21 protein-coding genes are annotated in these 26,869 nt (G+C 57.5%); 12 read left to right on the forward strand and 9 right to left on the reverse strand.

Annotation, left to right across the window (positions count from 1 at the left end; translation table 11 throughout):
- The first annotated feature begins 45 nt into the window (after positions 1–45).
- The 5 genes from F0155_RS23800 to F0155_RS11335 are packed head-to-tail and all read left to right on the forward strand — an operon-like array spanning position 46 to position 4,787.
- A complete protein-coding gene (locus tag F0155_RS23800) occupies positions 46–708 on the forward strand; it encodes a sugar ABC transporter permease (protein ID WP_208999233.1) in 663 nt (220 codons plus the stop codon).
- A 6-nt stretch (positions 709–714) separates the two neighbouring features.
- Complete coding sequence (locus tag F0155_RS23805; RefSeq protein WP_208999234.1) at positions 715–1,281, forward strand: carbohydrate ABC transporter permease; 567 nt, start codon at positions 715–717, stop codon at positions 1,279–1,281.
- Complete coding sequence (locus F0155_RS11325; protein ID WP_150524623.1) at positions 1,278–2,480, forward strand: carbohydrate ABC transporter permease; 1,203 nt, start codon at positions 1,278–1,280, stop codon at positions 2,478–2,480. Before F0155_RS23805 ends, F0155_RS11325 begins: the two co-directional genes overlap by 4 nt.
- Positions 2,481–2,484: 4 nt before the next feature.
- Complete coding sequence (locus F0155_RS11330; RefSeq protein ID WP_150524624.1) at positions 2,485–3,741, forward strand: MGH1-like glycoside hydrolase domain-containing protein; 1,257 nt, start codon at positions 2,485–2,487, stop codon at positions 3,739–3,741.
- Positions 3,741–4,787 carry an ABC transporter ATP-binding protein gene (locus F0155_RS11335; RefSeq protein WP_150524625.1) on the forward strand — a complete coding sequence of 349 codons (1,047 nt, stop codon included), beginning with the start codon at positions 3,741–3,743 and terminating at the stop codon, positions 4,785–4,787. Before F0155_RS11330 ends, F0155_RS11335 begins: the two co-directional genes overlap by 1 nt.
- Before the next feature lie 23 nt (positions 4,788–4,810).
- On the opposite strand, the gene F0155_RS11340 is transcribed toward F0155_RS11335, so the two are convergent.
- On the reverse strand, positions 4,811–5,707 hold the full coding sequence (locus F0155_RS11340) for a LysR family transcriptional regulator (protein WP_150524626.1): 897 nt from the start codon (positions 5,705–5,707) through the stop codon (positions 4,811–4,813).
- A 140-nt stretch (positions 5,708–5,847) separates the two neighbouring features.
- Between F0155_RS11340 and F0155_RS11345 the strand changes: the two genes are divergently transcribed.
- From F0155_RS11345 to F0155_RS11355, 3 genes are all read left to right on the forward strand, one after another.
- A complete protein-coding gene (locus F0155_RS11345) occupies positions 5,848–7,494 on the forward strand; it encodes a GMC family oxidoreductase (protein ID WP_208999235.1) in 1,647 nt (548 codons plus the stop codon).
- Positions 7,484–8,692: a mandelate racemase/muconate lactonizing enzyme family protein gene (locus F0155_RS11350; RefSeq protein WP_150524628.1), complete on the forward strand. Its 1,209-nt coding sequence runs from the start codon at positions 7,484–7,486 to the stop codon at positions 8,690–8,692. The genes F0155_RS11345 and F0155_RS11350 overlap by 11 nt, the downstream gene beginning before the upstream one ends.
- 74 nt (positions 8,693–8,766) lie before the next feature.
- Complete coding sequence (locus F0155_RS11355; RefSeq protein WP_208999239.1) at positions 8,767–10,191, forward strand: aldehyde dehydrogenase family protein; 1,425 nt, start codon at positions 8,767–8,769, stop codon at positions 10,189–10,191.
- A gap of 34 nt (positions 10,192–10,225) precedes the next feature.
- On the opposite strand, the gene F0155_RS11360 is transcribed toward F0155_RS11355, so the two are convergent.
- On the reverse strand, positions 10,226–11,176 hold the full coding sequence (locus F0155_RS11360) for an NAD(P)-dependent oxidoreductase (protein ID WP_150524630.1): 951 nt from the start codon (positions 11,174–11,176) through the stop codon (positions 10,226–10,228).
- 186 nt (positions 11,177–11,362) lie between these two features.
- Here F0155_RS11360 and F0155_RS11365 point away from each other — a divergent pair, with 186 nt between their 5' ends.
- Positions 11,363–12,760: a multicopper oxidase family protein gene (locus F0155_RS11365; protein WP_150524631.1), complete on the forward strand. Its 1,398-nt coding sequence runs from the start codon at positions 11,363–11,365 to the stop codon at positions 12,758–12,760.
- Positions 12,761–12,773: 13 nt separating this feature from the next.
- Here F0155_RS11365 and argE read toward each other — a convergent pair whose 3' ends face one another.
- Positions 12,774–13,940, reverse strand: coding sequence for an acetylornithine deacetylase (gene argE / locus F0155_RS11370; protein ID WP_150524632.1), 1,167 nt, complete (start codon positions 13,938–13,940; stop codon positions 12,774–12,776).
- Between the two features lie 7 nt (positions 13,941–13,947).
- Positions 13,948–15,132, reverse strand: coding sequence for a M24 family metallopeptidase (locus F0155_RS11375; RefSeq protein ID WP_150524633.1), 1,185 nt, complete (start codon positions 15,130–15,132; stop codon positions 13,948–13,950).
- A 236-nt stretch (positions 15,133–15,368) separates the two neighbouring features.
- On the opposite strand from F0155_RS11375, the gene F0155_RS11380 reads away from it, so the two are divergent.
- The 3 genes from F0155_RS11380 to F0155_RS11390 all read left to right on the forward strand — a co-directional run bounded on the left by F0155_RS11380 (position 15,369) and on the right by F0155_RS11390 (position 20,249).
- Positions 15,369–16,331 carry a helix-turn-helix transcriptional regulator gene (locus F0155_RS11380; RefSeq protein WP_150524634.1) on the forward strand — a complete coding sequence of 321 codons (963 nt, stop codon included), beginning with the start codon at positions 15,369–15,371 and terminating at the stop codon, positions 16,329–16,331.
- 154 nt (positions 16,332–16,485) lie between these two features.
- The gene (locus F0155_RS11385; RefSeq protein ID WP_150524635.1) at positions 16,486–19,452 is read left to right on the forward strand and encodes a vWA domain-containing protein; all 2,967 of its coding nucleotides are present in this window, start codon (positions 16,486–16,488) and stop codon (positions 19,450–19,452) included.
- Positions 19,449–20,249 carry a hypothetical protein gene (locus F0155_RS11390; RefSeq protein ID WP_150524636.1) on the forward strand — a complete coding sequence of 267 codons (801 nt, stop codon included), beginning with the start codon at positions 19,449–19,451 and terminating at the stop codon, positions 20,247–20,249. Before F0155_RS11385 ends, F0155_RS11390 begins: the two co-directional genes overlap by 4 nt.
- Before the next feature lie 30 nt (positions 20,250–20,279).
- Here F0155_RS11390 and F0155_RS11395 read toward each other — a convergent pair whose 3' ends face one another.
- From F0155_RS11395 to F0155_RS11415, 5 genes are read right to left on the reverse strand one after another with little or no spacing between them, the layout of a single operon-like run.
- On the reverse strand, positions 20,280–20,948 hold the full coding sequence (locus F0155_RS11395; RefSeq protein ID WP_150524637.1) for a DUF1523 family protein: 669 nt from the start codon (positions 20,946–20,948) through the stop codon (positions 20,280–20,282).
- Entirely contained in the window at positions 20,948–22,327 is a 1,380-nt protein-coding gene (locus F0155_RS11400) for a DUF6638 family protein (protein WP_150524638.1), read from the reverse strand. Before F0155_RS11400 ends, F0155_RS11395 begins: the two co-directional genes overlap by 1 nt.
- Positions 22,324–24,270 (reverse strand): AAA family ATPase, encoded by a 1,947-nt coding sequence (locus F0155_RS11405; RefSeq protein WP_150524639.1) that lies wholly within the window; start codon positions 24,268–24,270, stop codon positions 22,324–22,326. Before F0155_RS11405 ends, F0155_RS11400 begins: the two co-directional genes overlap by 4 nt.
- 10 nt (positions 24,271–24,280) lie before the next feature.
- Positions 24,281–25,414 (reverse strand): hypothetical protein, encoded by a 1,134-nt coding sequence (locus F0155_RS11410; RefSeq protein WP_150524640.1) that lies wholly within the window; start codon positions 25,412–25,414, stop codon positions 24,281–24,283.
- A gap of 12 nt (positions 25,415–25,426) precedes the next feature.
- On the reverse strand, positions 25,427–26,503 hold the full coding sequence (locus F0155_RS11415; protein ID WP_150524641.1) for a GumC domain-containing protein: 1,077 nt from the start codon (positions 26,501–26,503) through the stop codon (positions 25,427–25,429).
- Between the last annotated feature and the right edge of the window lie 366 nt (positions 26,504–26,869).

A 26,869-nucleotide genomic window follows, 5' to 3' on the forward strand; every position in this document is an offset into this window, starting at 1 on the left:
TCCCTCGGGTGTTTGCCCGGGGGGAACTCGCTACGGATCATGCTCATGTCTGTTTCATCTCTTCCGCCAGTCGGGACCACCCCACTGGCGCGGCGAGAGGCACGTCTGGCGTGGGGGCTTCTTGCACCTACAATCATCAGCGTGGCGCTTGTCGTTGTTCTGCCTTTGCTTGCGATCTTCTGGATCAGCGTCAAACCCATTGGTCTGGCTGACCTTCGCCCGCCGCAGCCGCTCCTGAAGGAAGCGCTTCGCGGGAGTGGGGAAGATCTGCGCATTGAGTATCGTCTCAGGAATTCCAGTCAGGACAAACCCATTCGCGATGTGGTGCTGACTGATACGATCCCGGACAGTGTCACCATTTCTGGCGACTTGCCGGATGGCTGTACCGTCTCGGGGCAGACCTTGCGCTGTGTGTTTGAGGAACTGGAAGGCGGCTATAACGAGCGCATCCGGATATCCGTTTCAACCACGGACAAGGACGCAGCGGAACAGGCGCTTGAAGCCAGCGAGCCGAGGGTGAGCGGAGACGCGGACAGCATCCTGACCAATGCGACTTTTACTTTCGACAATTTCATTCGGGTTTTTGATGGCGAAGAATTCAGTCAGGTTCTCGGGGTCACCCTGTTCTACACTGTCTTCGGCACAATCGGCGCGCTTGTCGTTGGTCTCTTTGCCGCTCTGCTCTTGAACAAGTCCTTCAAGGGGTAGGGGATTTTGCGGGGGCTCTACCTCTTTCCCTATGTCGCCCCGGTCATCGCGGTCGCCTTTTCATGGCTCATTCTTTTCGATCCGTTTTCGGGCAGCGCCAATGCGCTTCTTGTGCAAATGGGTATGACGGACAGCGCGATCAATTTCTTCGGCGAACGGCCGCTTGCGCTCATCATGGTCACGGTTTTCGAAATCTGGCGTTATTTCCCGCTGTCCTTCCTGTTCATTCTTGCGCGCATGCAAAGCATCGACAGCGACATGTACGAGGCTGCCGACATGGATGGCGCTAGTCCGTTCCAGAAGTTCTGGTATCTCAGCCTGCCGCAGCTTTTGGGTATCCTGTCGGTCCTGTTCCTGCTGCGCTTCATCTGGACGTTCAACAAGTTTGACGACATTTTCCTGCTGACCGGTGGAAATGCCGGGACGCGGACCTTGACCGTCGACGTCTATGAGCAGGCCTTCGCGATTTCCAATATCGGTGCAGGGGCGGCAGTTGCGGTCATCATCTTCAGCTGCCTGCTGTTCTTCTCGTTTTTCTTCCTGAAATACGTCAGCCGGGAGGAAGGGCTATGAGACTTTTTCGGCAAGGATATGTAACTGCGCCCGTTCTCGGTGCCCTCTGGTTTGTCGTCATTTCCACGACCGTTGCCATTGTCATGAGCTTTGCCACCGGTGCGGCATTCAGGCCGTCCGTGGGGCTGTCTCTGCTTTGGGGTGTTCTGGCGGGTGTGGCTGTCATCCACGGCCGGATGATTGCCAGAGGATTCGGCATGATGGTCGGTGCAATCGGATATCTTGGCTATGGTCCGATGGTGTCCGGAGAGGTCGGGCTGCTGCCGGCCATACTCGGCCACGGGGCCGTCGCCGGATTTGGTGTTCTGGGTCTGATGGTGATCCTTGATGGCGTGGGTAGAGCTGCGCTCACACGTCATGTTTTTGAAGAGGCGGTCATCCGCTTCCTGACCGGTTTCGGCTACATTTTCTTCACTGCGATTGTCCTGATCCCGTTCTACGTCATGGTCATGACCAGTCTGAAAAACCAGTCGGAGCTGTTGCAGAACCCGCTGGATTTCTCGATCGACCTGTCCAAGGGCTTTGGATTGCTGCGGTCCTATCAGGAGCTGTTTCAGGACTTCAACTTCGGGACCTACCTCGTCAACTCCTTCGCCATTTCAGTAATCACCGTTTTCGTGACGCTGCTCTTCAGCGTACCGGGTGCCTATGCGGTGGCGCGGCTGCGCTTTCGGGGAAGGGCGGCGTTTTCCCGCTCGATCCTGTTGATCTACATGGTGCCAATGATCGTTCTGGCGCTGCCGATCTACATCGCCTTTTCCATGACGGGTCTGCGCAATTCCATCCTTGGCATTGTCCTGATCTATCCGGTGACAACCATTCCTGTCGCGCTCTACATGTTGCAGGGCTATTTCCGTGGCCTGCCCAGCGAGGTGGAGGAAGCCGGGCTGATGGATGGGCTGTCGCGCCTTGCGGTGATCTGGAAGATCACCTTGCCACTGGCCTTGCCGGCGCTCGCCTCGGTCTCTCTCTACGTTTTCATGATTGCCTGGAACGAGTTTCTGCTCGCGTTCATGCTGCTTGACGATCCCTCGAAATTCACGCTGACACGCGGAATTTCGAGCCTCAACTCATCTGAAATTCCCAGACAACACCTCATGGCGGGTGCGGTGATCGCCACCGTTCCGATCATGGCGCTGTTCCTGGGCCTTGAACGTTTCATGACCAAGGGCCTGACTGCAGGTTCCGTCAAAGGATAGTCACATGTTGTCTCACGTTAACCGCACCGAGGAAGCGCGAAACATCCTCGTCCAGAACGATCGTGGCGGGTACACGATCCCGACAGCTGGCCTTTATCCCTATCAGTGGAACTGGGACAGTGCCATCGCCGCCATGGGCTTTGCAGAGTTCGATATTGACCGCGCATGGCAGGAGCTGGAAACCCTCTTCACCGGCCAGTGGCCGGACGGAATGGTGCCGCATATCCTGTTTCACAAGCCGGACCCCGGCTATTTTCCTGGTCCTGATGTGTGGGGCGGTGTTGGACCGATCCCGTCATCCGGCATCACGCAGCCGCCGGTTGCTGCCACTATGGCCCGTCTCGTTTGGGAGAAGGACATGCAAGCCGGTGAAGAGCGCCTTCGGGCGCTTTGGCCGAAGCTGCGGGCATGGCACGAGTGGTTCCTGAAATGGCGCCTTGATGAAGGCGCGGTCTGCGTCACCCACCCTTGGGAAGCCGGGCGTGACAATGCGCCGGACTGGGATGATGTCATGGCGCGCATCGATCCGGTTGGCGTTGGGGAATACACCCGCCGCGACACATCGCATGTCGACAGCTCCATGCGACCGACAAAATACGATTATGACCGTTATATCTGGCTGGTTCAGATGGGCCGGCGGTTCGGTTGGAATCAGGCCGCGCTTCTGGAGGAAAATCCCTTCCGGGTTGCCGATCCGACCATGACCTTCCTGCTTTTGCGAGCGCATCGGGACCTGCTTTTGATGGGCGTTCGTCTCGGGCTGGATACAACCGGAATTGCCGATGAAATCGCTCTGTTGGAAGCCGGTGCCCGAACCCTTTGGAATGAAGATCTGGGCAGCTACGATTCCCGCGACACCAAGACCGGTGCATGGACCGGAAGCATCACGAACGCTTCCTATCTTTGCTGGTTGGCTGGCATCGAGTCCGCAAGACAGGCAGAACATCTGGACCGCTCTCTTGCTGCTGTACCCTATGGCGCTGCGAGCCTTGATCCCTCCAGCGAGAAGTTCGATGCAAAACGCTATTGGCGCGGCCCGACATGGGCCTTCATGAATTTCCTGATTGGACTGGGGCTGGAGGACTTCAATCACCCGCTGGCGGGTCGCTTGCGACAAGTCACCCATGACCTTCTGAACGACCATGGCTTTGCCGAATATTTCGACCCCACCGACGGATCGCCCGCAGGAGGGAAGTCCTTCACATGGACTGCTGCGGTTTGGCTGGGCTGGGCATCCAAACAGGACAGGGGAGAGAGCTGATGGGGGCGATCGAACTTCAGGCCATCGAGAAATGGTACGGGCAGGCTCAGGTCATCAAGGGCGTGGACCTTTCCATCGAAAAGGGCGAATTCATTGTCTTTGTCGGACCATCAGGCTGTGGCAAGTCAACCTTGCTGCGCATGATTGGTGGACTTGAGGACATCTCCCGCGGTCAGCTGCTGATTGATGGAACAGACCAGACGGCAGAGCCGCCATCCAAGCGCGGGCTTTCCATGGTGTTCCAGTCCTATGCGCTTTATCCGCATATGTCGGTGCGCGACAACATGGGGTTCGGCCTCAAGACTGCAGGTGCGCCGAAGGCCGAGATTGCCGAGAAGGTGAATGCCGCAGCAGATGTTCTCAAACTGGAGCCATATCTTGACCGCAGGCCGAAGGACCTATCCGGGGGGCAGCGCCAGCGCGTTGCCATAGGCCGGTCCATTGTCCGCAATCCGACAGCCTTTCTGTTCGACGAACCGCTTTCAAATCTGGATGCAGCGCTACGCGTTGAGATGCGGTACGAAATTGCCAAGCTGCATGAGCAGCTGAAGACCACCATGATCTACGTGACCCATGATCAGGTGGAAGCAATGACGCTGGCCGACCGGATCGTGGTCCTTGAGTTCGGGCGCATTGCGCAGGTCGGTACGCCGCGCGAGCTTTATGAGCGACCGGCCAACCGCTTCGTCGCCCAGTTCATCGGCAGCCCGAAGATGAACATCATGCCGTGCAGCTCCAGTTGCGGTACCTACACTCTGGAAGGTGCGCGCGGTGGGGCCTATTCTGGCGACGGCGGGCCGTCCGAGATCGGCATCCGCCCCGAGCACATCACCATGGTGGCCGAGGGGGAAGGGCAATGCGACGGTGTCGTCGATTTTGTCGAATATCTTGGAGCGGACAGTTTCTCGATTGTCGACTGTGGCCCGCTTGGAAAGATCAATGTGCGGACCGTTGGAGACGCCACATATGGTGAGGGCGAGCTTGTCGGCCTGAGCTTTGATCCAAACCGGACCCATTTTTTCGGAAGCGACGGTGAACGGGTGTAATCGGGGCCAGTGGATACAAAACGTTAGCCGGATAAGGATGCGGACGGTTGTAGGGACAAGAGCCAGTCCCTGAACGCAACAACCTCGCTGCGCTGGCTGGTGGTTTCGCGCATGACGAGGAAGAAGCTGCGGGCAAGTGGCAGACGAAGGTCGAGCGGGGAGACAAGCAAGCCCTGTTCGACATAGCGCCGGGAGAATTCTTCCGACACGATTGCGGCACCGCTGCTACCTGCAATGATCTGCAGGGCGATCAGGGAGGAATCCGCCTTCATGGTCCCAATCGTGGCGGGCTGATCTTCCCCTGCAATCGTGAACATCTGCGCCCAGTCCGTTTCCGACCCGATGATTTGCACGGCGTGCCTGTAAAGGGTCGCGAGCGATAAGGTCTTGCCCAGTGATGAGGCGAGGGCCGGGTGACAGACCACTTCCGCCAGACGGTGGCCAAGATGGTGAATATCGCCGTCTTGCCAGTCTCCGTGTCCGAAACGGATCTCGACATCAATGGTTTCGTCTTCAATCCGGTCTGTCCAGACAGCGGTGGTCATCTGCAGGTCAATATCCGGAAAGGCGTGATGGAAAGACCACAAATGAGGCGCCAGAACCAGTGCGGCGTAGCTGATGGATGCGTGAACACGCACGGTGCGTCGTCGTTTTGAGGAAAAGAGACTGTTTGTCGCCTGCTGCATGTCGGCAAAGGATTTCCGAACCGGCTGCGCGTAGGCATGACCAATGTCAGTCAGGGCGACACCTCTCGGCAGTCGAATGAACAATTGTGCGCCAAGGTGATGCTCCAGCAACTTGATCTGCTGGCTGACCGCTGCGGGTGTGAGGTTGAGTTCTTCTGCAGCTGCCGAGAAGCTGGCATTTCGGGCAGCAGACTCAAAGGCCCGAAGCCAGGTGACGTGCGGCAGGGTGGCCATGGTTCAGTTCCTCCGTTGTCTCCATTCTTGCTTTAAAAAAAATGGGGTGTCAGCAACTAAAACCATTGTTTGTTTTGAAGCTGTGGCTGCGACCAACTTGCATTCTCGGTGTTTGTCCAACGGGATCGCGGGTCGTGGACGTGAGCGAATTTGACTACATCATCGTGGGAGCCGGTTCGGCGGGGTGCGTGCTTGCCGATCGCCTCAGTGCTTCGGGCAAGCACTCTGTCCTTGTGCTGGAAGCTGGCGGAACGGATTCCAGGTTCTGGATAAAGGTTCCACTCGGCTATGCCTTCACCTTCTTCGATGCAGCCGTGAACTGGCGCTATACTGCCGAACCGGACGAGGGGCTCAATGGTCGGGCCGCCTATTGGCCGCGCGGCAAGGTTGTCGGCGGATCAGGCTCCATCAATGCCATGGCCTATCTGCGCGGGCTTCCCCACGACTTTGATGATTGGGAGCGTGCCGGGGCAACGGGTTGGAACGCGGAAACAGTCTGGGCGACCTACGATCGGCTGGAAAGGCACTGTGAAACGAGAGCGGATGGGTCCAGCGTCTGTCGCGGAGACGGCGCGCTTGTTGTTTCCGATCTCGGGGAGCGGATGCATCCGTTTTCACGGCGTTTTCTGGAGGCCGCCGAGGAGATCGGATTTCCGCTGACAAAAGACATGAACGGTCAGTCGCCGGAAGGGTTCTCCTACTATCGAAGCAACGTCCATCGGGGACGCCGCTGGTCGTCTGCCGATGCCTTTTTTAGACCGGCGCTCCGGCGGTCCAATGTTCAGCTTGTCAGCACGGTTCTGGTGGACAAGATCCTCATGCGAGATCGGCGAGCAATTGGCGTGCAGTATCGGCAGGGTGGCGAACTGGTCAGGGTTCACGCCCGCAGAGAGGTCATTGTCAGCGCAGGCGCCGTCAACACGCCGCAGCTTCTGCAGCTTTCCGGCATTGGTCCGGGAGAGCTCCTTCAATCTATGGGGATCGACGTGGCGCAGGACCTGCGCGAGGTTGGGCGTGGTCTGCAGGACCACCTGACAATTTCGCACTATTTTGAGGCCAGTGAGCCGACCTTGAATTCGCGGATTTCCGGAAAGCTCGGGCAATTAAAGGCCGGACTTCAATACCTCTTGATGCGGAGCGGGCCGCTCAGCGTTCCGGTCAATCAGGTCGGCGGGTTTGTGCGTTCATCACCGGATGAGCCTGTTCCGGACCTGCAGGCGTACTGCAACCCGGCGTCCTATTCGATCCGATCAGACGGGCAACCGGTCATAGATTCCGAACCCGGATTTTTGCTGTGCGGACAACCCTGTCGCCCGACGAGCCGAGGCGAAATTCGAATTACGTCTTCTGATCCGACGGTTCCACCGCTCATCCAGCCAAATTCGCTGTCGACCGAAAAGGACCGCGCGGACGCAGTGAAGGCGTTGCATTTGATCCGCGCGCTCGCACGTGCCCCGACCATGAGGCGCGTGACGGTTGCTTGCAAGGGACCGGATGTAAAGCGGATGAGCGATGACGAAATGCTGGCGAATTTCCGCGAGAAGGCGGTGACCAACTATCATCCGACCTGTACGTGCCGGATGGGGCGTGATGCGGGGGATTCTGTGCTGGACAGCCGATTGAGGGTTCACGGCGTTGAGGGCCTCAGGGTGGTTGATGCTTCGGCCTTTCCGAACATAACCTCAGGCAACACAAACGCGCCGACGATGATGCTGGCGCTTCGTGCGGCTGATCTTATTCTGGAAGACGCCAGAGCTGGTGAAACGGGAGGATATAGTGCGGCTTGAGAAGATCGAGACATTCGTTGTCGCCAATCCACCGCCACGCCATGGTGGGCGATATTTCATCTTCGTGCGGTTGACGACGGCCTGCGGGATCACGGGTGTCGGGGAAATCTATAACGCGACTTTTGGCCCGCAGTTATGCGCTGCCATGGCCGTGGATGTGTTTGAGCGTCATTTTGAAGGCAGCGATCCGCATCACATCGAGCGACTATGGCGGCGGACCTACAGTGCGGGTTTCACCCAGCGTCCCGATATAACGGTGATGGGTGTTCTCAGCGCTCTGGAGATGGCCTGCTGGGACATTATCGGCAAGGCGGCGGACAAGCCTGTCTACGAGCTGCTCGGTGGCAAGGTTCACGAGCGGCTTCGCAGCTACACTTATCTTTATCCGCCGACCGGGGATGTCTATCCCGATCCTGCCAAGCCGAATGTCTATAACGATCCCGATCTCGCTGCAGAGGTGGCAGTGCGGATGGTCGATCTCGGCTTTACGGCGGTGAAGTTTGATCCCGCCGGGCCCTATTCAATCTATGACGGGCACCAGCCGCGCTTGGAGGATCTGGATCTGAGTGAAGGCTTCTGCCGGACGATCCGGGAGGCGGTCGGAACGCGGGCAGATATTCTGTTCGGCACCCACGGCCAGTTCACCGTGTCCGGCGCCAAGCGCATGGCACGGCGGCTGGAGCCTTATGATCCACTCTGGTTCGAGGAACCGACGACGCCGGAAAACCCTGCGGACATGGCCGAAATAGCCCGATATACCTGCATACCGATAGCGGCAGGCGAAAGGCTTTGCACCAAGCAGGAGTTTGCGCGGGTTCTGGAAGCTGGTGCGGCTTCCATTCTGCAAATGAATCTTGGGCGCGTCGGCGGCCTGCTGGAAGCAAAGAAGATTGCCGGCATGGCGGAAACCCGGCAGGCGCAGATCGCGCCGCATCTGTATTGCGGGCCGGTTGTGGCTGCAGCCAACATCCAGATCGCAACCTGCAGCCCAAACTTCCTGATCCTAGAAAGCATCGGAACCTTTGAGGGGTCTTACATGTCCTGTGTCTCGTCCCGGATCGAGTGGCAGGAAGGCTATGTCATTCCACCAACCGAACCGGGGCTCGGGGTGGAGCTGAACGATGGTTTCATTGAAGCCAATCCATACACCGATGGGGCCTTGCATCTGGACATGGCGCATGATCCAGTCGTGCCCTGACATCGACGGCACGTCATGCTGTCCGATCGCAATGAGCGTAAACGCCTGAAAACGGGAACAGATCTGAAATGAAAATGCTCGACAAGTTCTATATCGACGGGTCCTGGGTGGAGCCGGTCTCCAAGGCTTCAATGCCCATCATGAACCCGGCGCTGAATGAGCAAATCGGCACAGTTTCGCTCGGCAACGAAGAAGACGTCAATCGGGCGGTTGCCGCTGCCAAGACGGCCTTCGAGAGCTATTCGCGCACAACAAAGGCTGATCGGCTTGAGGGCCTTAACCGGCTGCTGGATGAGACGAAGAAGCGGCTCGATGATCTCGCACACGCCATTTCCACCGAAATGGGTGCTCCGATCACCATGGCGCGCAATTCGCAGGCTCATTGCGGCATTGGGCATTTGAAGTGGTTCATCAAGGCGCTCGAATCCCAGGAGGAACGGGAAGTTCTTCCCAATGGCGATATCCTGACTCGCGAGCCGATTGGCGTTTGCGGGCTGATCACGCCGTGGAACTGGCCGATCAACCAGATCGCGTTGAAGGTGATACCGGCCCTGGCGACAGGGTCGACCTGTGTGCTGAAGCCGTCAGAACATACGCCGCTGTCGGCACAGATCTACGCCGAGATTGTCCATGAGGCGGGATATCCGGCGGGTGTCTTCAATCTTGTCTACGGGGATGGCCCGACGGTCGGCTCTGCTTTGTCGCGCCACCCGGACATTGCCATGATGTCCTTCACCGGTTCGACCCGTGCTGGTGTTCAGGTGACAAAGGATTCTGCAGACACGGTGAAGCGCGTTACGCTGGAACTTGGCGGCAAGTCGCCAAACCTTGTCTTTGCCGATTGTGATCTGGAAACCCGCGTTGCCGAAAGTGTTGCGGGCTGCTTCTACAACACCGGCCAGTCCTGCAATGCGCCGACCCGAATGCTTGTCGAGCGCAGCTGCTATGACAAGGCGCTGGAGATTGCAGCCGCCGCAGGCGCTGCGCAACGTGTTGGCGACCCGAGCGAGGAAGGCGATCACATCGGTCCGCTGTTTGACCAGATCCAGTACGACCGCGTTCAGGCTCTGATTCAGGCCGGCATCGATGAGGGCGCGCGCGTTCTTGTTGGCGGTCTCGGCAAGCCCGAAGGACTGGAAAAGGGGTGGTTCGTCAAGCCGACCATTTTCGCCGACGTCTCTCCGGACATGCGTATTGCCCGTCAGGAGATCTTCGGCCCGGTTCTGGTGATGATGCCGTTCGACACGGAAGAAGAAGCCGTCCGCCTTGCCAACGACACCGAATATGGTCTTGCTGCCTATCTTCAGACGGGGGATGAAGCACGGGCCGAACGTGTTGTTCCGCAGCTTCGCGCTGGCGGCATACACATCAACGGCTGCGATTCCGGCTACGGCTCACCCTTTGGTGGCTACAAGCAATCCGGCAATGGCCGCGAAGGCGGCATTTTCGGACTGGAAGATTTTCAGGAACTGAAGGTTCGCCCGCCGTTCCGCGCGTGATCCAGGCCTTTAAGCAACAAGTAGGACGCGCCTGTCAGGCGCGTCCTTGCGGAACGACTTCATAGCCCGGTTCTTCAGGCTCGTCGTCTACCATTTCCGGCGGGAAACCGGGGGCTCTGATATCGAGACCGGTTGCTTCCTCAAGGCGCTTGATGATGTTGGGAGAGAGTTCGCGCTCGCCATAACGGGCAATGCCGTCGTCGAATATCTTGATCATCAAGGGGTTCATTTCCAGCGGTACACCGGCACGATCGGCAACAGCCTGAAACAGCCCGATATCCTTTTTCACTAGATCCATCGTGAAGGAAATATCGCGTGAGCCGTTCAGGATCACCTGACTTTCCGTCTCATGGACAAAGCTGGTGCCTGAACTGATCTTGATCGCCTCATAGGCGGTGTTGAGGTCCATGCCTGCCGCCTTGGCAGTCACCAGCGCTTCCGTACAGGTGATGAGATTGGCGGTCGCCAGGAAGTTGGTGATGACTTTCAGCACGGATGCAGAACCGAGATCACCCGTGTGGAGAATGCGACGTCCCATAGTGGTCAGGAACGGCAGGATCCGTTCAAACGTTGCGCGGTCGCAGCCCGCGAAAATCGAGATGTTCCCGGTCGCTGCCCGATGGCACCCACCGGAAACCGGGCAGTCGACTGCCGCTCCACCGCGCTCGATAACCATGGCGCCAAGCCGTTTGACCTCGGCTTCATCGGTGGTCGACATCTCCATCCAGATCTTGCCCGGCTTCACCTCGGGCAGCATCTCCTGCATGACGGCATCAGAAGCCGAGGGCGAGGGGAGACACGTGATGACCGCATCGCATTCGCGCATCAATTGCGCCGGGCTCGTTGCCGCCTTTGCTCCTTGTGCGACAAAATCGCTGACAAGTTTCTCGTTCAGATCGTGTACCGTAAGGTCAATGCCGTTTCGAAGCAGTGAGCCAGACAGTTTTCCTCCAACATTCCCCAGCCCGATAAAACCGACTTTCATCAAGTTTCTCCCGTAGTCCCGGCAACCGCCGTAATGATGACCTGATGATTTCAGCAAATCGGAGCATAACGAAACAACGGATTTTTCGTCTGAGGCCTCACTGCCATTGAAACGCCGGAATAAAGACCAAATAGTTATTGCAAGTCGCCTCGTGGCGAGGCCAGAAACCGGATGGAACAGGTGATCATGATCAACAGACGCCAGATGCTTGCTTTGACTGGTGGCATAGCTGCCGTTGCTGCTGTAGCCCCTGCGTTCTCCTTTGCACGCGCTTCAGACGGGTTTTTCGAAATCACGGCCGGACCGGCAAAGAAAAAGCTTTATACGGACGGCGATGTCGAGGCGGATCTGTGGGCTTACAATGCCAGCAATCCGGGACCGCAAATCCGTGTGAAAGCGGGTGAACGGGTCAAGGTTCGATTGATCAACAATCTGGAAGAACCCACCTCCATCCACTGGCACGGCATCCGAATTCAAAATGACATGGACGGCGTTGCCGGACTGACGCAAGACCCGGTTCCGCCAGGTGGAACGTTTGAATATGATTTTGTGGTGCCCGACGCCGGAACCTACTGGTATCACGCCCATAATCGCAGCTGGAACCAGGTCGCGCGCGGACTTTATGGCCCGCTAATCGTGGAGGAGGTCGAGCCGGCCTTTGACCGGGACCACGATATCACCGTTGTGATTGATGACTGGCGCTTGCGTGACGATGGCAATCTCGATCTTGAAAGCCTTGGAAACCTTATGGACTGGAGCCACGCCGGTCGCCTCGGCAATTATCTGACCGTCAACGGCGACAGCGCTCCCGTATTTCCGCTCAAGCGTGGAGAGGCTTACCGGGTCCGGCTTATCAATGTCGCCAATGCACGCGTGATGGAGATCGGCGCAGACGGGGCGGAGGGATCAATTCTCGCCTATGACGGCCAGACCTTGCCCGAGCCGGAAACAATCCCGTCAGACCCCTTGCTGATCGGACCGGCCCAGCGCATGGACCTGCTGATCAGGGCAGACAAGGATTTCCCGCTTCAGCTTGTGACCCGCGGGGACAGGTTCTCCTTTGTCGAGTTTTCTGTGAAGGACAATGAAGGAGCTGCCGTTGCCGAGGTCAAATTGCCGACGGCTGGCACTTTGCCCGAGCCTGATCTTTCATCTGCATCTACCTACACGCTTGAAATGACAGGTGGTGCGATGGGGCAATTTGTCGAAACGCGCTACAATGGCAAGGTTCTGGAAGGTGAGGATTTTCGCCGGACCGGTCAGGTCTGGGCCTTCAACGGCGTCGCCAATTTGTCCGACACACCGTTCTTTTCAGCAAAACAGGGTGAGACGATCGTTGTCGAGGTGCGGAATGAAACATCCTTCGTTCACGCCATGCACACTCACGGCCACCATTTCCGTGTTGTTGAACGGGAAGGGTCGACAGTTGATGAAAGCGCACGCTGGCGCGACACGTTCCTGATCGGGCCGAGCCAGAAAGTCAGGATTGCCTTTGTCGCAGACAATCCCGGCAAGTGGCTGTTCCATTGCCACATGCTGGAACATGCTGCTGCCGGGATGAACACCTGGTTTGAGGTCGCCTGACGGGAAATGCCTGTCAGGTTAGATGATCTGACAGGCGTTCCAGCATTTTCAGGCACTGGTCCATCTGGTCCAGACTGACGAACTCGTCCGGTTTATGGGCCTGAACGATGGAGCCCGGACCGCAGACAACCACGGACATTCCGATTTCCTGAAAGAGACCGGCTTCTGTTCCAAAGGCCACAACGTCACACTGGTCATTGCCTGTCAGGGCGCAGACGATGTCCCGAGCCTCGTTTTCATCTGCGATCTGCAGTCCGGCAACTTCCCCGACAATTTCCATTCGGATATCGGCGTCGGGATAGACTTTCTGCATCTCCGGCAGGAGTGTATCGCTGCAATAATCGGACAATCCACGCTTGATGTCCTCGCTGTCCTGCGGATCCACCGGTCTGATTTCCCAGTCGATGGAGCAGTTCTTGGCGATGACGTTCCGCGCGGACCCGCCCTCTATCGTGCCGACCTGGACGGTGGTGTAGGGTGGGTCGAAACGATTGGCGGAAGGATGTCTGCGCGCGCGAACCTCCGCTCCAAGATCCAGCATCTTCGTAATGTAACGCGCGGCAAAATGGATCGCATTCACGCCCTTGTCCGGGTCCGATCCATGTCCGTCCGTGCCGCAGAAGTGGGTGGTGTATTCAAAGGACCCCTTGTGGCCCTCGATGACCCGCATTTCGGTCGGCTCGCCCACGATGGCGACCGAGGGGCGAATGCCGAACATCTTCAATTCGCTGATGAGATGCTGGGCACCGAAGCAGCCGATTTCCTCGTCATAGGTGAGGGCGAAATGCAAGGGGCGTTTCAGGTCGAGGGATGCATAGTGCGGAGCCATGGCAAGGCACGCAGCAATGAAACCCTTCATGTCACAGGCGCCACGACCATAGAGAAGCCCGTCTGCTTCGCGCATCTTGAAAGGGTCCGAGGTCCAGTCATCGGCTTCCGCGGGAACAACGTCACTATGTCCGGACAGGACGATGCCACCGTCAATCTCCGGCCCGAGTGTGGCAAAGAGATTGGCCCGAGTGCCATCCGGGGCAACGATGACACGGGTCGATGCTCCCAGTTCCTCCAGATACGAGCGGGCATATTCAATCAGATCCCTGTTGCTTCGAGAGGAAACGGACGGGAACGCAATAAGGTCGCCGAGGATGCGTTTTGCATCCTCAAGATAGGTGTCACTCATTCCGGGGCTAGTCTTTCACGTGGAGTTCGCGCGGTTTGCTGCAGAAGCATTCTGCAGGTCCTGTTTCAGTTATCAGAATGCTCTCGGTAATTTCCATTCCCCAATCGTCCATCCACAGGCCCGGCATGAAATGGAAGGTCATGCCGGGTTGCAGGACGGTTGTATCTTCATCGCGAATGGAGACTGTGCGCTCGCCCCAGTCGGGGGGATAGGAAATTCCGATCGGGTATCCTGCTCGTGCCCCTCGCTCGATCCCAGCGCGCTCCAGCGGGGCGGCGAGGGCGCGGTAGATATCGCCAGCGGTGTTGCCTGCGCGCGCCTTGTCGAGACCAGCTTCAAGCCCCTCGACAAGCGCCTTTTCAGCATCGCGCATAAATTGCGGTGGCTTGCCCAGAAAGACAGTCCGGCAAAGCGGAGCATGGTAGCGGCGGAAGCAGCCGGATATCTCGAAGAACGTTGCTTCGCCTTTCTGCAGTGCGCCGCCATCCCACGTCAGATGTGGGGCAGCTGCGGACGACCCGCTCGGCAAAAGGGGCACAATGGCCGGATAGTCGCCCCAGGCATCATCCAGACCACGAATGGCGTCAGCATAGATTTCCGCGACCAGATCTGCCTTGCGGGCGCCCGGTTCGGCCCGGGCATAAATCCCGTCGATGATCTTCTCGGATATCCGGGCGGCCTTGCGCATCAAGGTGATTTCTTCAGCAGATTTGATGCCGCGCTTCCAGTTCACCAGTGCAGTTGCATCGACAAAAGCCGCATTGGGCAATTCTGCCTGCAGGGTGAGGTAGGCCTTGGCCGAGAAATAGTAGTTTTCAAGCTCTACGCCGATCCGCTTGTTGGCATATCCCCGGTCTGCCAGAAGGGCTGCGAGGTCCTGCATGGGATGGCGAACCGTCGATTGAACAAAATGGTCAAGATAGAACCGGACATGATCATCCGGCATCCAGACCGTCCGGCGCGCGCCGTTTGCGTCCTGGCGCCGTCCCCACCAGATCGGGTCAGAATCATGAAACACCACGACGCCCTGATGGACATAGAACGACCAACCGTCATAGCCGGTTATCCAGGCCATGTTTGAGGGGTCTTCGATGAAGAGGACATCCATGCCGCGCGCGGCCATTTCTTCGCGAACGAGTTTCAGGCGTCTTTCGTATTCGCCCTTCGAAAACGGTAGATTCTGACCAGGCATTTTGGCGTCTATCCCCCCGGAAATTACCAAGACGCTCCCACCGTTCGCTGAATTTCAGTTTCCCGCAAGTCCAAAACGCAGCCATGATGGGAATTGTCGCAAATGGAGCGGGATAAGCGTTGGCGGTTTTTGCAACGTCAGGAAAGGCCAAGGATATCCTTGCAATTGCCTCGGTGGGACTTAACGTAGCGGTTCGTTTGTGTTCAGGGTTTTCTTGTGTTGTTGGAGCGTGAACTGTGACGCTTTTTGCCATTCGCTCGCAGGATTTAGACGTTAGCCGCCGGGTTGACGAATTTCGGGATGTCGTCGCGACAATCACGAAAGTGGACTTCATACCCGAGGATTTGCAGTCTTTTCGCTCCGAAACACGGATCGGGGTGCTGCATGAGCTGATTGTCGGACACGGGTCTCATTCGCCATCGACAGCGATCCGGACGAAGACGCATGCGCAAGAGTCCGGTGACAACGTCATGTTCCACATACCCTTGTCCGGTAGTTGCTCCATCCATCAAACGGGAGGGGAACAGGAGCACCTGATGCCCGGCCTCGTTTATGCCGATCCGGGGGATGTGGCCGGGACGTTGAAGTTCAACGGGGAACCTACGGAGGGGTTCTATGTTTCCGTCCCGCGCGTGCACCTTGCCTCAGCTACCGGTGGCCTCAACGATGTGCTTCGCAAGGCAACGTCATTGACGCCGCAATGGCGGCTATTTTTCACCTATGCCCGCAGTTTACACGACGAGTTGGGGCAATTGGCTCCGGGGGAAACAGCGCAATGTGCAAGCCATGTTCAGGATCTCGCCCTGATGGCACTGGGGGCAACGCGGGATGCCGCGGAAATTGCCGCTGGCAGAGGGGTTCGGGCCGCGCGCCTGAAGGCTATCAAGGCGGACGTCGAGAGACATCTTACTTCGCCGGACTTGTCTGCCGACTGGATGACCCGCCGACACGGCATCAGTCCGAGATATCTGCGGTCCTTGTTTGAAGGCGAGGGGATGTCCTTTGGAGACTTCGTCGCCAGCCGGAAATTGGCACTTGCCTATTGCATGTTATGCGACCCGGCGCATGCCGGTTCGGGGATCTCCCAAATTGCCATGGATGCCGGATTCGGCGATCTTTCCTGGTTCAACGCCCGGTTCCGCAGAACCTATGGAATGACACCAAGGGATGTTCGCGCCCAAGCTCTCGGGGCGCGATAGGCGGCCAAACGGGCTGCTGTGCCATATTCCCCGAATTTGAGTGCCGCATCGCCCAAGACGCTGCGACACGGTGTTCCTATCCTCCATTTTGACAAGACCAACGCTTTATAACCCCAAAGTGCGTCTGGTCCCGGTTTGAAATGAGAGATCAGGAATGTTGCACGTTTTCAGGTTGTTGGTTGCCTGTTGGAACAAAACCATCAGGCGGGATCGGACGTGGGCTCTGCTCTTCGCTCTTCTGATCGCCCAGGCTGTACCAGTTTCATCACCTTCGATCGCAGTTGCTGCGGAGGCGGACAAGGCGACCGTTCTGATCCTTGATGCGTCCGGGTCCATGTGGGGGCGGCTGAAGGATGGTCAGACCAAAATCGAAGTCGCCCGAGACGTCTTGGGTGGTTTTCTGTTGTCCCGGGATGCAAGCGTGCCGCTTGGGGCTGTCGCCTATGGTCACAACAGGAAAGGTGACTGTTCTGATATTGAAGTGATTTCACCGGTGAGCGGACAAGGGGCAGTGGTGCTTGCCCAGCGCCTCGACAGGATCAGCCCGAAAGGCAAGACGCCGCTTGGTCAGTCCCTGCTTCTGGCCGCCCGGGAGGTGCCGCGCACGGCTGAGGAAGCCGATATCGTTCTCGTGACCGATGGTCTGGAGACCTGTGGGGTGGATCCGTGTGAAGTGGCAAAAAGCCTTGCCAATGAGGGGATCAAGCTTCGCGCGCATGTGGTCGGCTTTGGCTTGACGGTAGCAGAGGCCAACACGCTCGCATGTGTTCCCGAGGCAACAGGCGGGCTTTTGATGCGGCCCCAATCCGGCGCAGAGCTTGCTGAAGCGCTGGCTCGTGTAAGTGCCGAAATACCGGCTGCTGCTCCTGTGGGAACCCGGTTGTTCTTTTCCTATCCCGGTTCGATGCCTGACAGTTATCAGTGGACCTTGCGCGATGAGCAAACCGGTCTTGAGAAGGTGCTGGCGACAGTGAGTGGAGACGCGCGCTATCAGGCGTTCCCAATCGAGGTGGCAGCTGGGGCCTATACAGCCATTGTTACCGCGAAAGCGGGACGGGGTGAGACGTCGTTCGTCGTCGGCTCCGAGCCGCAAGACATTTATGTTGTCATGAAAGGGCAGCTTCCGGTGATAGCGCTGCGGGATCGCGGACCCTACGCGGCGCGCGGAGAAAGCGTGGTCATTGACCTCAGGTTCCTGCAAGCCGGGCAGGAAGAAGGAGGGGCTGCCTTTGCGCTGAGACTTTATTCAGCTGGTGGCGAGTCCATTACCTATTCGACTGTTGATGGCAAGGAAGGCTCCAAGTCGGCGAGCATCAACCTGCCGGCAGAGCCGGGTCGCTATATTCTGAAGCTGGAAACCTGGGGCGAGGAGGTTCTTGAGGAACTGGAGATCGTTGCGGAGACCGATCCTGAAGTCAGTCTGATGGCGCCAGTTTCCGTTGAACCGGGCGCGGAGATCCAGATCCAGTCGACAGGCAGCCAGATGCGAAGCGATCACATCGAAATCTGGCAGGGCGACACACAGATTGGCTGGGCGGTTACCCTCGCCAGCCTTTCGGAAGGCAACAAGCTGACAGCTCCGGAAGAGCCGGGAACCTACGACATTGTTTATGTCAGTACCAATACCGCCTGGGATCGGGTGGAAAAGGCTCGGGTTCAGATCGAAGTTGGAACCGTGCAGGACGATGCCACCGGTGCGGGAGCGCTTCGCAAAAAGGTAGAGGCCGGTACCGAACAACGCGGCGGTACTGAACAGGGGGCGGTGGGAACGTACCAGCACGAGGTTGGCGAGGACAGTGTCTACGCCTGTGCAGGTCCGGCCCCCTGTCAGATCACCGATGCCGCCACTGGACTGTCGTTTCTGCTGCCTGCTGGTTGGTGGACGGATCAGCCGTCACAGGAAGCCTACACTGCCGGACAGCAGGAAGCCGGCGTTCGAGTGCCGCCACATGTGAATGTCTTCCGCACCGGGTCAAATGACGCCTTTGTGTTGGGGCCGCATCAGTGGTCCAGTTTCAACGGCCCGTGCGAGGACGTTGGAGACCTTGGGCAGTTCTGCATGTTTTCCAGTTCGGATGTGGAGGTCCTGTCGGCCTTTCAGCTCATCAAGGCGACGCTGATCTGGCAACCGGTATCAGTGCCTATCGTCAGCGCTCCTCCTGCACCTGTCAGCGCACCCGATTTTGCAGGCGAAGTGATGAAGCAGATGGCAGGCGAAGACCCGCAGACCAAGGCAATGCTCAACGCGCTTTTGGGGGCTGCCCAAAATGCTGGCCCAAACGGCGAGATCGATCAAGGGGCGGTCCTGAATGCCCTGCTTGGAGCAATGCAAGCGGGTGAGATGGAAGGACAAGCTTGTGCGGATGCTTTGGGGCATGGGCCGGATAGGTGCGAAAACGGAAAGGAAGCCGGAGGAAAAGCATGGTCAGACTATCCTCATCGCTGCTTGCCTGGCGACAAGACGACCCCAAGTTGCGACATTCGCGACCAAGAGAGCGGACTTGCCTTTTATCTGCCGGAAAACTGGGTTGCAGATGTCCAGGCGGCTTCTCCGCACCCAAGGGCCGAATTCGTTCAAAAGACAGGTTCGGCGCACTCGATCTGGCTCAACCCCGAAAACTGGCCGCTTGGTGACAGAGGGTGTTATCTGACCCGTGCGGGAAGCCTGTGTGCCGACCCGGATCAATCAGATGACGATCTCGTTCGCGCCTTGCAGACATTGCAGTTCACCCTGACGACAGGTGAAGTGATCCGAAGATGCGCGGATGAGGCGTGCGAGTTCAAATATCCCAATCCGCCCGTGATTTCCGGACGCATGCCTGCGCTTTGGTCAGTGGAAGCGGCCAGACAACGAGAAGATGGCCGCTATTCCACATGGTTCTTTGATCGGGATCGCGGTGGAAACTTCAAGCTGATCGGGCTCAATCAGGACGAGGGCGAGAACTGCCGCGAGGCAGCTGCGAACCAGCTCTTGTGCGAGTTTACACCCTACATCTCCGAGGCAGAGTTCGGGTTGATCAGGTCCAATCTTGTTGTTGGAGGAGCATCAGGACAGCCGGCTGCACTCAATGGCCAGCAGTTGCTTGATCTTCTGGCTCCCTCCCGAAAGGCAGCCCAATGATATTTTCCAAGCGATCCAGCACACTGCGTTTCGAGTTCAAATCCACCTTGCTTTTGGCCTGTATTGTTCTTGCAGGTTCTTGCCTCTCGACGCGTACAGAGGCTGGTGAGAAGGCAATCGTCGCCAATTGCACGGGCTCCGGGGCATATTTCTACATTTCCGACGTGTCCTTTGAGGCTGTGGAAGCTGCGGCGTTGAATGCGGGTGCGGGTCTTGCGCCGTCACGAGACGCGGTGCTGGTAACCGGCGTTGGCGGTACCCGTTGGGATACACGACCCCGTGGCGCGATAGATCAGGCCTGCGGAGGGGATGGAAAGGACGAAATTGCTTTCTTCAAAGGCCTGCAGCCCAAGTCGGGTCTCTGGAAAGCACATATCGGGGCAACGAAAATGGATGGTTGTCCGCCAATGATGCAGAAGGCTTTCCCCATGTCACCAGGGGCACTACCGGCAGAGTGGCAGGCGCCACGTCGGTTGACCTTCGAAATACCCTTTCATCCTGACCAGCTGGAAATGACCAAACGCCTCAAGGCTGAAGGACTGGGCTCGCTTAAGTGGCGAACAGCGGGCGAGGATGCGTGGAGTGCGGAAGTGTTCTCGCAGCTCTTCAATCAGATCCCGAAAGGACAAGGGCAGGGCAGCAAATTGGTGTGGAAGCTGACCGTGGCATCAGAAGAGAGGATCGAGCATCTCTCCACCGTTCAGATCGCCTTGCCCACGGAAGTTGCCGCGATCATGGGCAGCGCGCCAAACTGCAGAGTAACCTCGCATAATTCCTGGGTGAGGGTTGGCGACTGATACGCGTCGCCAACTCTGAAGCAGCCATTTTTATCCAAACCAGCGTTTCAGCCAGCGGCGGAAACCGGAGGTGGCGGTTGTGGCGTTTTCCCTCACGGTCTTGTGGGCCTGCTCAGCGTTTTCGCTCACATCGTCCACAAAGTCGTCGACCTTGTCGACGATCGGGTCAACGTGATCTCGCTTGAAGATGGCGAGCGTCCGGGCTGCGACAAACAGGATGGCAGCAACGACTGCGAGGAACAGGATATTGAACCACGGGATCAGGAACACATCCGGTCCCTCGACTTCCTTCATGGAAATCGCGTTCGGAAAGATCGTGAACAGCTTTATCCGCCAGCCGTAATGGGTCACGGCCACCCAGACATCCTTGTCCTTCTTCGCCAGATCCTGCGCCTGCGCGGTGATGTTGCTGCTGTCGAACTTGAAGTAGGGCGGCCAGCCCCAGTCCGTATCCTCGTTCCGATAGACCCGCGGTTCTCCGTCCGGCCAGACGGTGTTGATGAAGCGGACATCACGGGTCCAGCTGCTATTCGTGCCCGCATCCGGTGCCGCCCAGAACCAGGACGAAGACCCGATATCCATGCGCTTCACGTCCGTGCCGACAATGCGGACGATGTCACGACCCGGCAGCGTGTAGTGAGCAAAGGCGACCAGGAACAGGACGAGCGGGATACCGATTATCCACTTGAGTATTCTCATCAATCGTCATCCTCATCGTCTTCATATCGGTCATGGTCACTAGCGCGGGGAATTCTTCCCCAGGGACCTACATTCCTGCCCAGACCCAGATCGACATAGTCGGTGTCCATTGCCGGTTCCGGACCAAAAAGCTCTTCGCGGGTTCCCACCTTGTCGACCATGTATTCCTCGGCCAGGAATTTGGCGACATAGGTCTTCTTCTGCTCGTGCCATGTCTTGTAGGCGGCGTAGAATGCATCTTTGTGGCAGATGAAAAGCTGGCGGAAATCAAGTGGTGTCAGCTGCGCGAGCAGCATGTTGACCAGATCCCTGTCCGCATGGTTCTGGGCCCGAAGAAGGTAGAAATAGGCAGGGTCGGTGACCGGAACCTTCGGCAACTTGCCGCCTGCCTTCAGGCAGAGCCAGACCTGCCGAAGCGAATGGTATTCCGCCGGCATCTTGTCATGGTACTTGCGCATCAGGTTGCGCAGGTCGCGGCGGGAGACATACGAAAGGTCTTCACCCTCATTTGCTGCTGTGTCAATCGCGATGAAGTCGAGCTTCTGCTTGATGATGCTCTGCGCGTTCGGAACCCATTTCGCTGTCAGCGTTTCAACAAGGCCGTTGACGGACAAGAAGGCAGCAACTGACTCCGGGTCGGTGAGGTTGAAGCTTTCATTGACCGGAATATCGTCGCCCGGTTTGTTGGACCAGACCGAAATGCAGGCGGGCTGGCTGACATCCTGAAAGATGTAAAGGCCACCAAAGTGGCTGGTGTAGAAGTTCTTTTGTGTGCAGCTTTGTGGCGTGAGCTTGATCGGGGAGCGCACGATGTCGCCGGTCTGACGGGCCAGTGTGATCATGTCTGAAATCAGCAGATCATCCCACCAGGCATCGTCTTCGCTCATGAAGCGGTCGATCTTGCCCGCAAGTTCATCGCTTGCTTCGGCGTGGCCGCCAAGCGTGTCCGCTTCGACGACGATGTCACGGATATAGAAGAGGTCCTTGGGCTCCTTGACGACAAGGACCGAATTGACCAGCTCACCGACAACGGCATCACGGGCGGTCAGGGCAAAGAGTTGTTCTTCGTTCTGATCAAAGTAGCTGCGGATGATTGTACGCGAGGTTGAAAACCGCGCATTCAAAAGAGGCGCCTTTTTCTGCTCGGGCGACAGCAGAATGAACTGACGGTTGCTACCGTTCGGGTTCAGATAATAAATGTCGTCCAGCTCGTCGCCGATTTCCGGCGAAAAGCCGGAAATGTCGATGTGAAACTCGGTAAGTTCCGTTCGACGGCCGATCAGCTGGTACATTGCACGGTTATACCGCTCCACCATGGCTGGAGAACTGACCTCATAGAGGTTGCCATACATCAGACCGTTTTTGACAAGCCTCATCATGAGCGGCTGACTTCCATATAGCGGCGTTTGGCCTCTTCCATGCGCTGCATTTCGCGAACGGCGTTCTCAATCGCGACTTCGTCCGATTTGTCCGCATAGCGGAATTCACTGTCGGCGTAGCGGTTGATTTCCTGAATGACCATGTCAACTGTGATGGGTTGGGCAAGGTCTGCGATCATCGCCTTCTTGGTCTCGTAATCCTTGAACAGGAAGAGATCCGGATTTTCCATCCATTCGTTGGGTAGCTCGAAATCCATCGCCCGCACCTTTACGGCATCGGTGATGTTCTTGATGGCGCGCCCGGTAAAGCGTTCGTCTGCTTCCTGAATGGCCTTCAGATAAGTCCCGAGTTTCGCAATCGTGTCGAGATCGCCAACGGTGTTGCGTACCTTTTCGAACACCTTGACCAATCCGTCTTCCTGCGGCCGCGAATGCTTGTCGTAGGAAGCGGCCACAGCCTTCTTGATGGCCTGTGCCTCGAAGAGATCATGATCTCCAACCGGCATGGAGTGGTTCTTGCCCATCAGCAGGTGGAGAATGTCGATATAGTCTTCCCGCGACTGTGGGCCATCAACGAGGAAGCGGGCTCCTGCGCGTTGCCGCAGGGCATCGTCGACGTTCTCCGGATAGTTTGAGAACATGCCGAATGTGCAGTTGCCGCGCACGACCGTGTTCGCCCCGGCGAAGCTCTCCATCAGGACGGCGGTGATTTCCAACTGACCAGCGGAAGACTGCCGATCGCCGCGTTTGCCCGCAAGCTGGTCGATATCATCAATCGTGCCGAAGCCGATGACGTTAGGATCAATGATGTTGCGGATGAAAGCCTTGGCGTTCTGGCCGGACTTGCCCTGGTAGCTGTCGATGTTGTCCGTGGACAGGTTCTGGTATCGGAAAGCGTAACCGGCGTTGTTGCAATAGTCGCTGATCAACCCGGCCATCATCTGGATGAGCGTGGTCTTGCCCGTTCCCGGCTTGCCATCGCCCATGAAGGTGAAGATGAACCCGCCGAGTTCGGCAAACGGGTTCAGCTTGCGCTGAAAGTCATAGGCCATCAGCATCTTGGCCAGCTTCATCGACTGATACTTGGCAATGTGGTTGCCGATGACTTCTTCCGGCTTCTTGAATGCCATCGCAAGCGTTGTCGATTTTGCCCGCGCAGCCGGGGTGAAGCCGGTGATCTCGAAATTGTCCGCCTCAACCCGGTAGTGCGCCGCGTTGAAAGCGTCCAGATGGGAGGTGCTCTCCGCGCGAAGCGTGACCTTTTCCATGACCTGTTCGCAGGCCGAGCGAAGGATCGCCACCAACTCCGCATCGTTGGAAACACCGCTGGCGATTTCCTGATCGAGCTCCCAGAGGATGCCATGCAGGGCCAGCTGGTCGTTGTCCAGCAGGATTTCCTCGATCTCGCCGCTCTGCGCTTCGGTTTCCTGCGTTTCGCTGACAAGCTCGGCGAGCAGGAAATCGGTCATGTTGGCAAAGACATGCAGCACGATCAGCGAAGACGCCTTCAGAAGGTCCTGAAAACGCGTCTTGTCTGACGCGTCCAACGATCCTGCAAGGTTCTTGCGCTTCAGATCGGCAAGGCCGGATTGCTCTGCAAACTGGTCGGAGGCAACTTGTGCCACAGCCAGAGAGCGCCGCAAGGCGCGCAGGACACTTGCCTGAACCGGCGTTGTAAGAACGTCCTCGTCACTTTCAAGAATTCGGCTGCTCAACTGGACGCCGTCCGGCCGGGCAGTGGAACGGGTGACAAGGCCCGGCGTTGTGGACCGAAACCGGCGCCGTGTTCCCAGACCGCTGGAACGCTCCTGAACCCTGTCTGGTTCGCTCTTGCGGGCAATGCGTGGTGTGTGATCGAAGCCGTCCAGCATGGTTTCCGCAAGCGTGTATTTCGCGCGGATCCGGTCTTCGTTCAGTTCCATGAGATCGGTGGAAAGTGTCACGTGATGAAACCTATTTGTAGCTGATAATCTTGCCGGAGGGGCTCACGGCGTATTTGCGGATATTGGAAAAACCCGGCGGGTTGCGTTCGGCCAGAACCTGATAGGGGCTTTGCGGCAAAATGATCGAGCGCTGCTGCTGTGTGTGGCCGGCAGCATCCTGCGGGTTTGCGCCATGGGCAGCGAACGGGTCGAGCTTGTAGACCTGCCGTTCCACCGTGCTGAAAAAGCCCAGCGGTTCGTGGGTGACAGAGGCTGCATGCAGGGTTTCCGTCGTCCAGGCGAGAGCCCAGTCTTCTCCCGGCTTGCTGCTTGCCTGCGCCAGAACTTCCCGCAAGGGCCCCGATTGCTGTGTGAACGCATGGCTGTACATCGGCCCTACATAGAACCGTCTCAGCCGCTTCGGGTGGAGATCGTCAAAGTCGCGGTCGAAGCCGCTAGCAATCGTCACCAGCTTCAGACCGGCAGAAGACTGCGCGATCAGATGGCTCTGCACCCGCGGCCATCGGCGATGATCGTGAGCGAGGGGGCGACTGCCGCTGTCCTCGACATCCATGACATAGATCAGCGGAATGTTCTGCTGGCTGTCATAGACCGCCCAGTGAATGCGGTAGTTGCGTCGGCGGACATTGGCATCTTCGGCCCAGATGATGCGCGGATCGTTTTGCGCCCAGAAGATCGGACCGCTGGCGATCTGCTCATAGTAGCGCCGCTGGGAAGCCGCGAACTGCAGGTTCAGCGGTACGGTCTGTTCGCGCAGGATATGGTTCACCATGCCCTGCTTCAGTTCCTTCATGGAAGGAAGCGATTTCAGGTGATTGGGCACCTGCATGGCGTCATTAGCCATCTGCAGGATTTCCTGAAAGATCGGAAAGCCGCTTTCGTGCCTGTCGATGGTCAACTGGTTGGGCATCATGCCCGAAACGCGGCTGGCCAGCAGATACTTGAAGGACAGGGCCGAAAAGGTTCCAGCCAGCGCCCCGAGATAGTCCTGCAGGATCGGAATTTCCGCTTCCAGCGCGGTATCTTCCGATACCACGCTGTCGGCGACTGTCCGAAGATGCGTGATGATCCGTTCGAACTTGGTGAAGTAGCGCCGTGTTTCATGCGCTTCTTCAAGCTTGCGATGGTCGAGGGTCAGGTCCAAGGCCTATACCCCTCAAGCGCCGTAGGCGTTCTTGTCGTGCTTTTCTACGATCTTCTCGAAGCGGCGGGCAAAACGTTCGTCGGACTTTGCCTTTTCTTCCAGAACCCTGCGCGCAAAGACCATATGGTCCTCATGGGCTTCCATCATGTCAGCCATGCGTTGGTTCGTCGCCGAGCCGATAGCGGCCATGGCGGACTGGGCTTCCTTGTCGGTCGCAACGCCGATCTCGTTGATCTTGTGGGCGATATCCTGCTGCTGCGCCGTCTTCAGCGACTTGACGAGGGCATCATAGAGGACAACACGCTGTTTGGTGTCTGTCTGCAGCTTGTTGATCAGAACCATCTGTGTCGCGGCCTGGTTCTGCAGGCTGTCGACCCAGGTCTTGCCCTTTTCGATATAGCGCTCAAGCGTCTGGCTTTCGGCCAGCTTGACCTGCTCTTCCTGGGCGAGGCGGTTATATTCTGCGTTCTTCTCCGCCAGCTCGCTTTCCAGTTTGGTGCGGGCAGCGGCATCCGTTTCAACCGCAATCTTGTTTTCAAGTGCGATGATTTCCGGATCCATTGCAACAAGCTGCTGCTTGATGCCTTCGAGCGCTTCCACCGCCTGTTCGCGCTGGTTCAGCGTCTCGGACAGATTGCCTTCCACGCGCTTGCTGTGATCGTTCAGCGTTGCAAGCTGCTCCTGCAGCAGCTGGCTGATGACATTCGACTTGGAAATCAGGTCCTGCAGCTTGTCGTCAATGCTTGCAGAGCGCATGCGCTCCTGACGAATGCTGTCGGAGCGGTTCTTGGAGAACAGGCCAACAAAGGACTCCCACCCGGTCTTGGACCGCATGGCGTCGAAGTCCTTGGAAAAATTCGCTGTTACGTCATCGAGGCCCATGATCAGTTCGGCAATATTGGCGCCCATCAGCTCGGTGTGGGCATGCACATCCTCAAGGGTCGCGTTCTCGATATCGACCGAAATATCCTGGCCTGTCTTGAGCTTCGTGTGAGCCGCCTCGATCTTGCCGGTCAGCTCATCAATCTTCTGCCGTGCAGCAGCCACGTCTTGCTTTGATTTCTCAATCTGGACATTGAAATCGGACATGCAAACCTTCCTGAAATTCGAATTAACCCCGCATAATTCTGCGACTCATGTAGGCACTCCTCGCAGTGTTTGCAATTCCTACAAGACGCTGGGTAAAGGCTCGATGAATGATCGGCAATTATGCGGGCAATTGATGAAACGTTGTAGGGCGAACTTGGAACTGCGACTAAGTTAACACTGCTGACTTTTGCGATGGTGCCCTTCAATCAAATTTTCTAGTAAAACATAGTCAGGTCAGCAAACGCGCGATTTGAGTTTGGCTATGAAGACTTCACCTCGGATTCAGCTAAGAAATATCGTAACGGTTGGTTAGAGGTGGCTCGGCAAAATTGGGCGTTTCAATAAGTGGAATTTCTGCCTGAGATC

Origin of the sequence: Roseibium sediminis (assembly GCF_008711325.1) — a bacterium.
Classification (GTDB): domain Bacteria; phylum Pseudomonadota; class Alphaproteobacteria; order Rhizobiales; family Stappiaceae; genus Roseibium; species Roseibium sediminis.

Coding starts and splice junctions, on each gene's coding strand:
- F0155_RS11360 (WP_150524630.1), bottom strand. CDS start 11,176: ATGAAAGTCGGTTTTATCGGGCTGGGGAATGTTGGAGGAAAACTGTCT.
- F0155_RS11340 (WP_150524626.1), bottom strand. CDS start 5,707: ATGGCCACCCTGCCGCACGTCACCTGGCTTCGGGCCTTTGAGTCTGCT.
- F0155_RS11400 (WP_150524638.1), bottom strand. CDS start 22,327: ATGATGAGGCTTGTCAAAAACGGTCTGATGTATGGCAACCTCTATGAG.
- F0155_RS11335 (WP_150524625.1), top strand. CDS start 3,741: ATGGGGGCGATCGAACTTCAGGCCATCGAGAAATGGTACGGGCAGGCT.
- F0155_RS11330 (WP_150524624.1), top strand. CDS start 2,485: ATGTTGTCTCACGTTAACCGCACCGAGGAAGCGCGAAACATCCTCGTC.
- argE (WP_150524632.1), bottom strand. CDS start 13,940: ATGAGTGACACCTATCTTGAGGATGCAAAACGCATCCTCGGCGACCTT.
- F0155_RS11355 (WP_208999239.1), top strand. CDS start 8,767: ATGCTCGACAAGTTCTATATCGACGGGTCCTGGGTGGAGCCGGTCTCC.
- F0155_RS11385 (WP_150524635.1), top strand. CDS start 16,486: ATGTTGCACGTTTTCAGGTTGTTGGTTGCCTGTTGGAACAAAACCATC.
- F0155_RS23800 (WP_208999233.1), top strand. CDS start 46: ATGTCTGTTTCATCTCTTCCGCCAGTCGGGACCACCCCACTGGCGCGG.
- F0155_RS11365 (WP_150524631.1), top strand. CDS start 11,363: ATGATCAACAGACGCCAGATGCTTGCTTTGACTGGTGGCATAGCTGCC.
- F0155_RS11375 (WP_150524633.1), bottom strand. CDS start 15,132: ATGCCTGGTCAGAATCTACCGTTTTCGAAGGGCGAATACGAAAGACGC.
- F0155_RS11390 (WP_150524636.1), top strand. CDS start 19,449: ATGATATTTTCCAAGCGATCCAGCACACTGCGTTTCGAGTTCAAATCC.
- F0155_RS11325 (WP_150524623.1), top strand. CDS start 1,278: ATGAGACTTTTTCGGCAAGGATATGTAACTGCGCCCGTTCTCGGTGCC.
- F0155_RS11415 (WP_150524641.1), bottom strand. CDS start 26,503: ATGTCCGATTTCAATGTCCAGATTGAGAAATCAAAGCAAGACGTGGCT.
- F0155_RS11395 (WP_150524637.1), bottom strand. CDS start 20,948: ATGAGAATACTCAAGTGGATAATCGGTATCCCGCTCGTCCTGTTCCTG.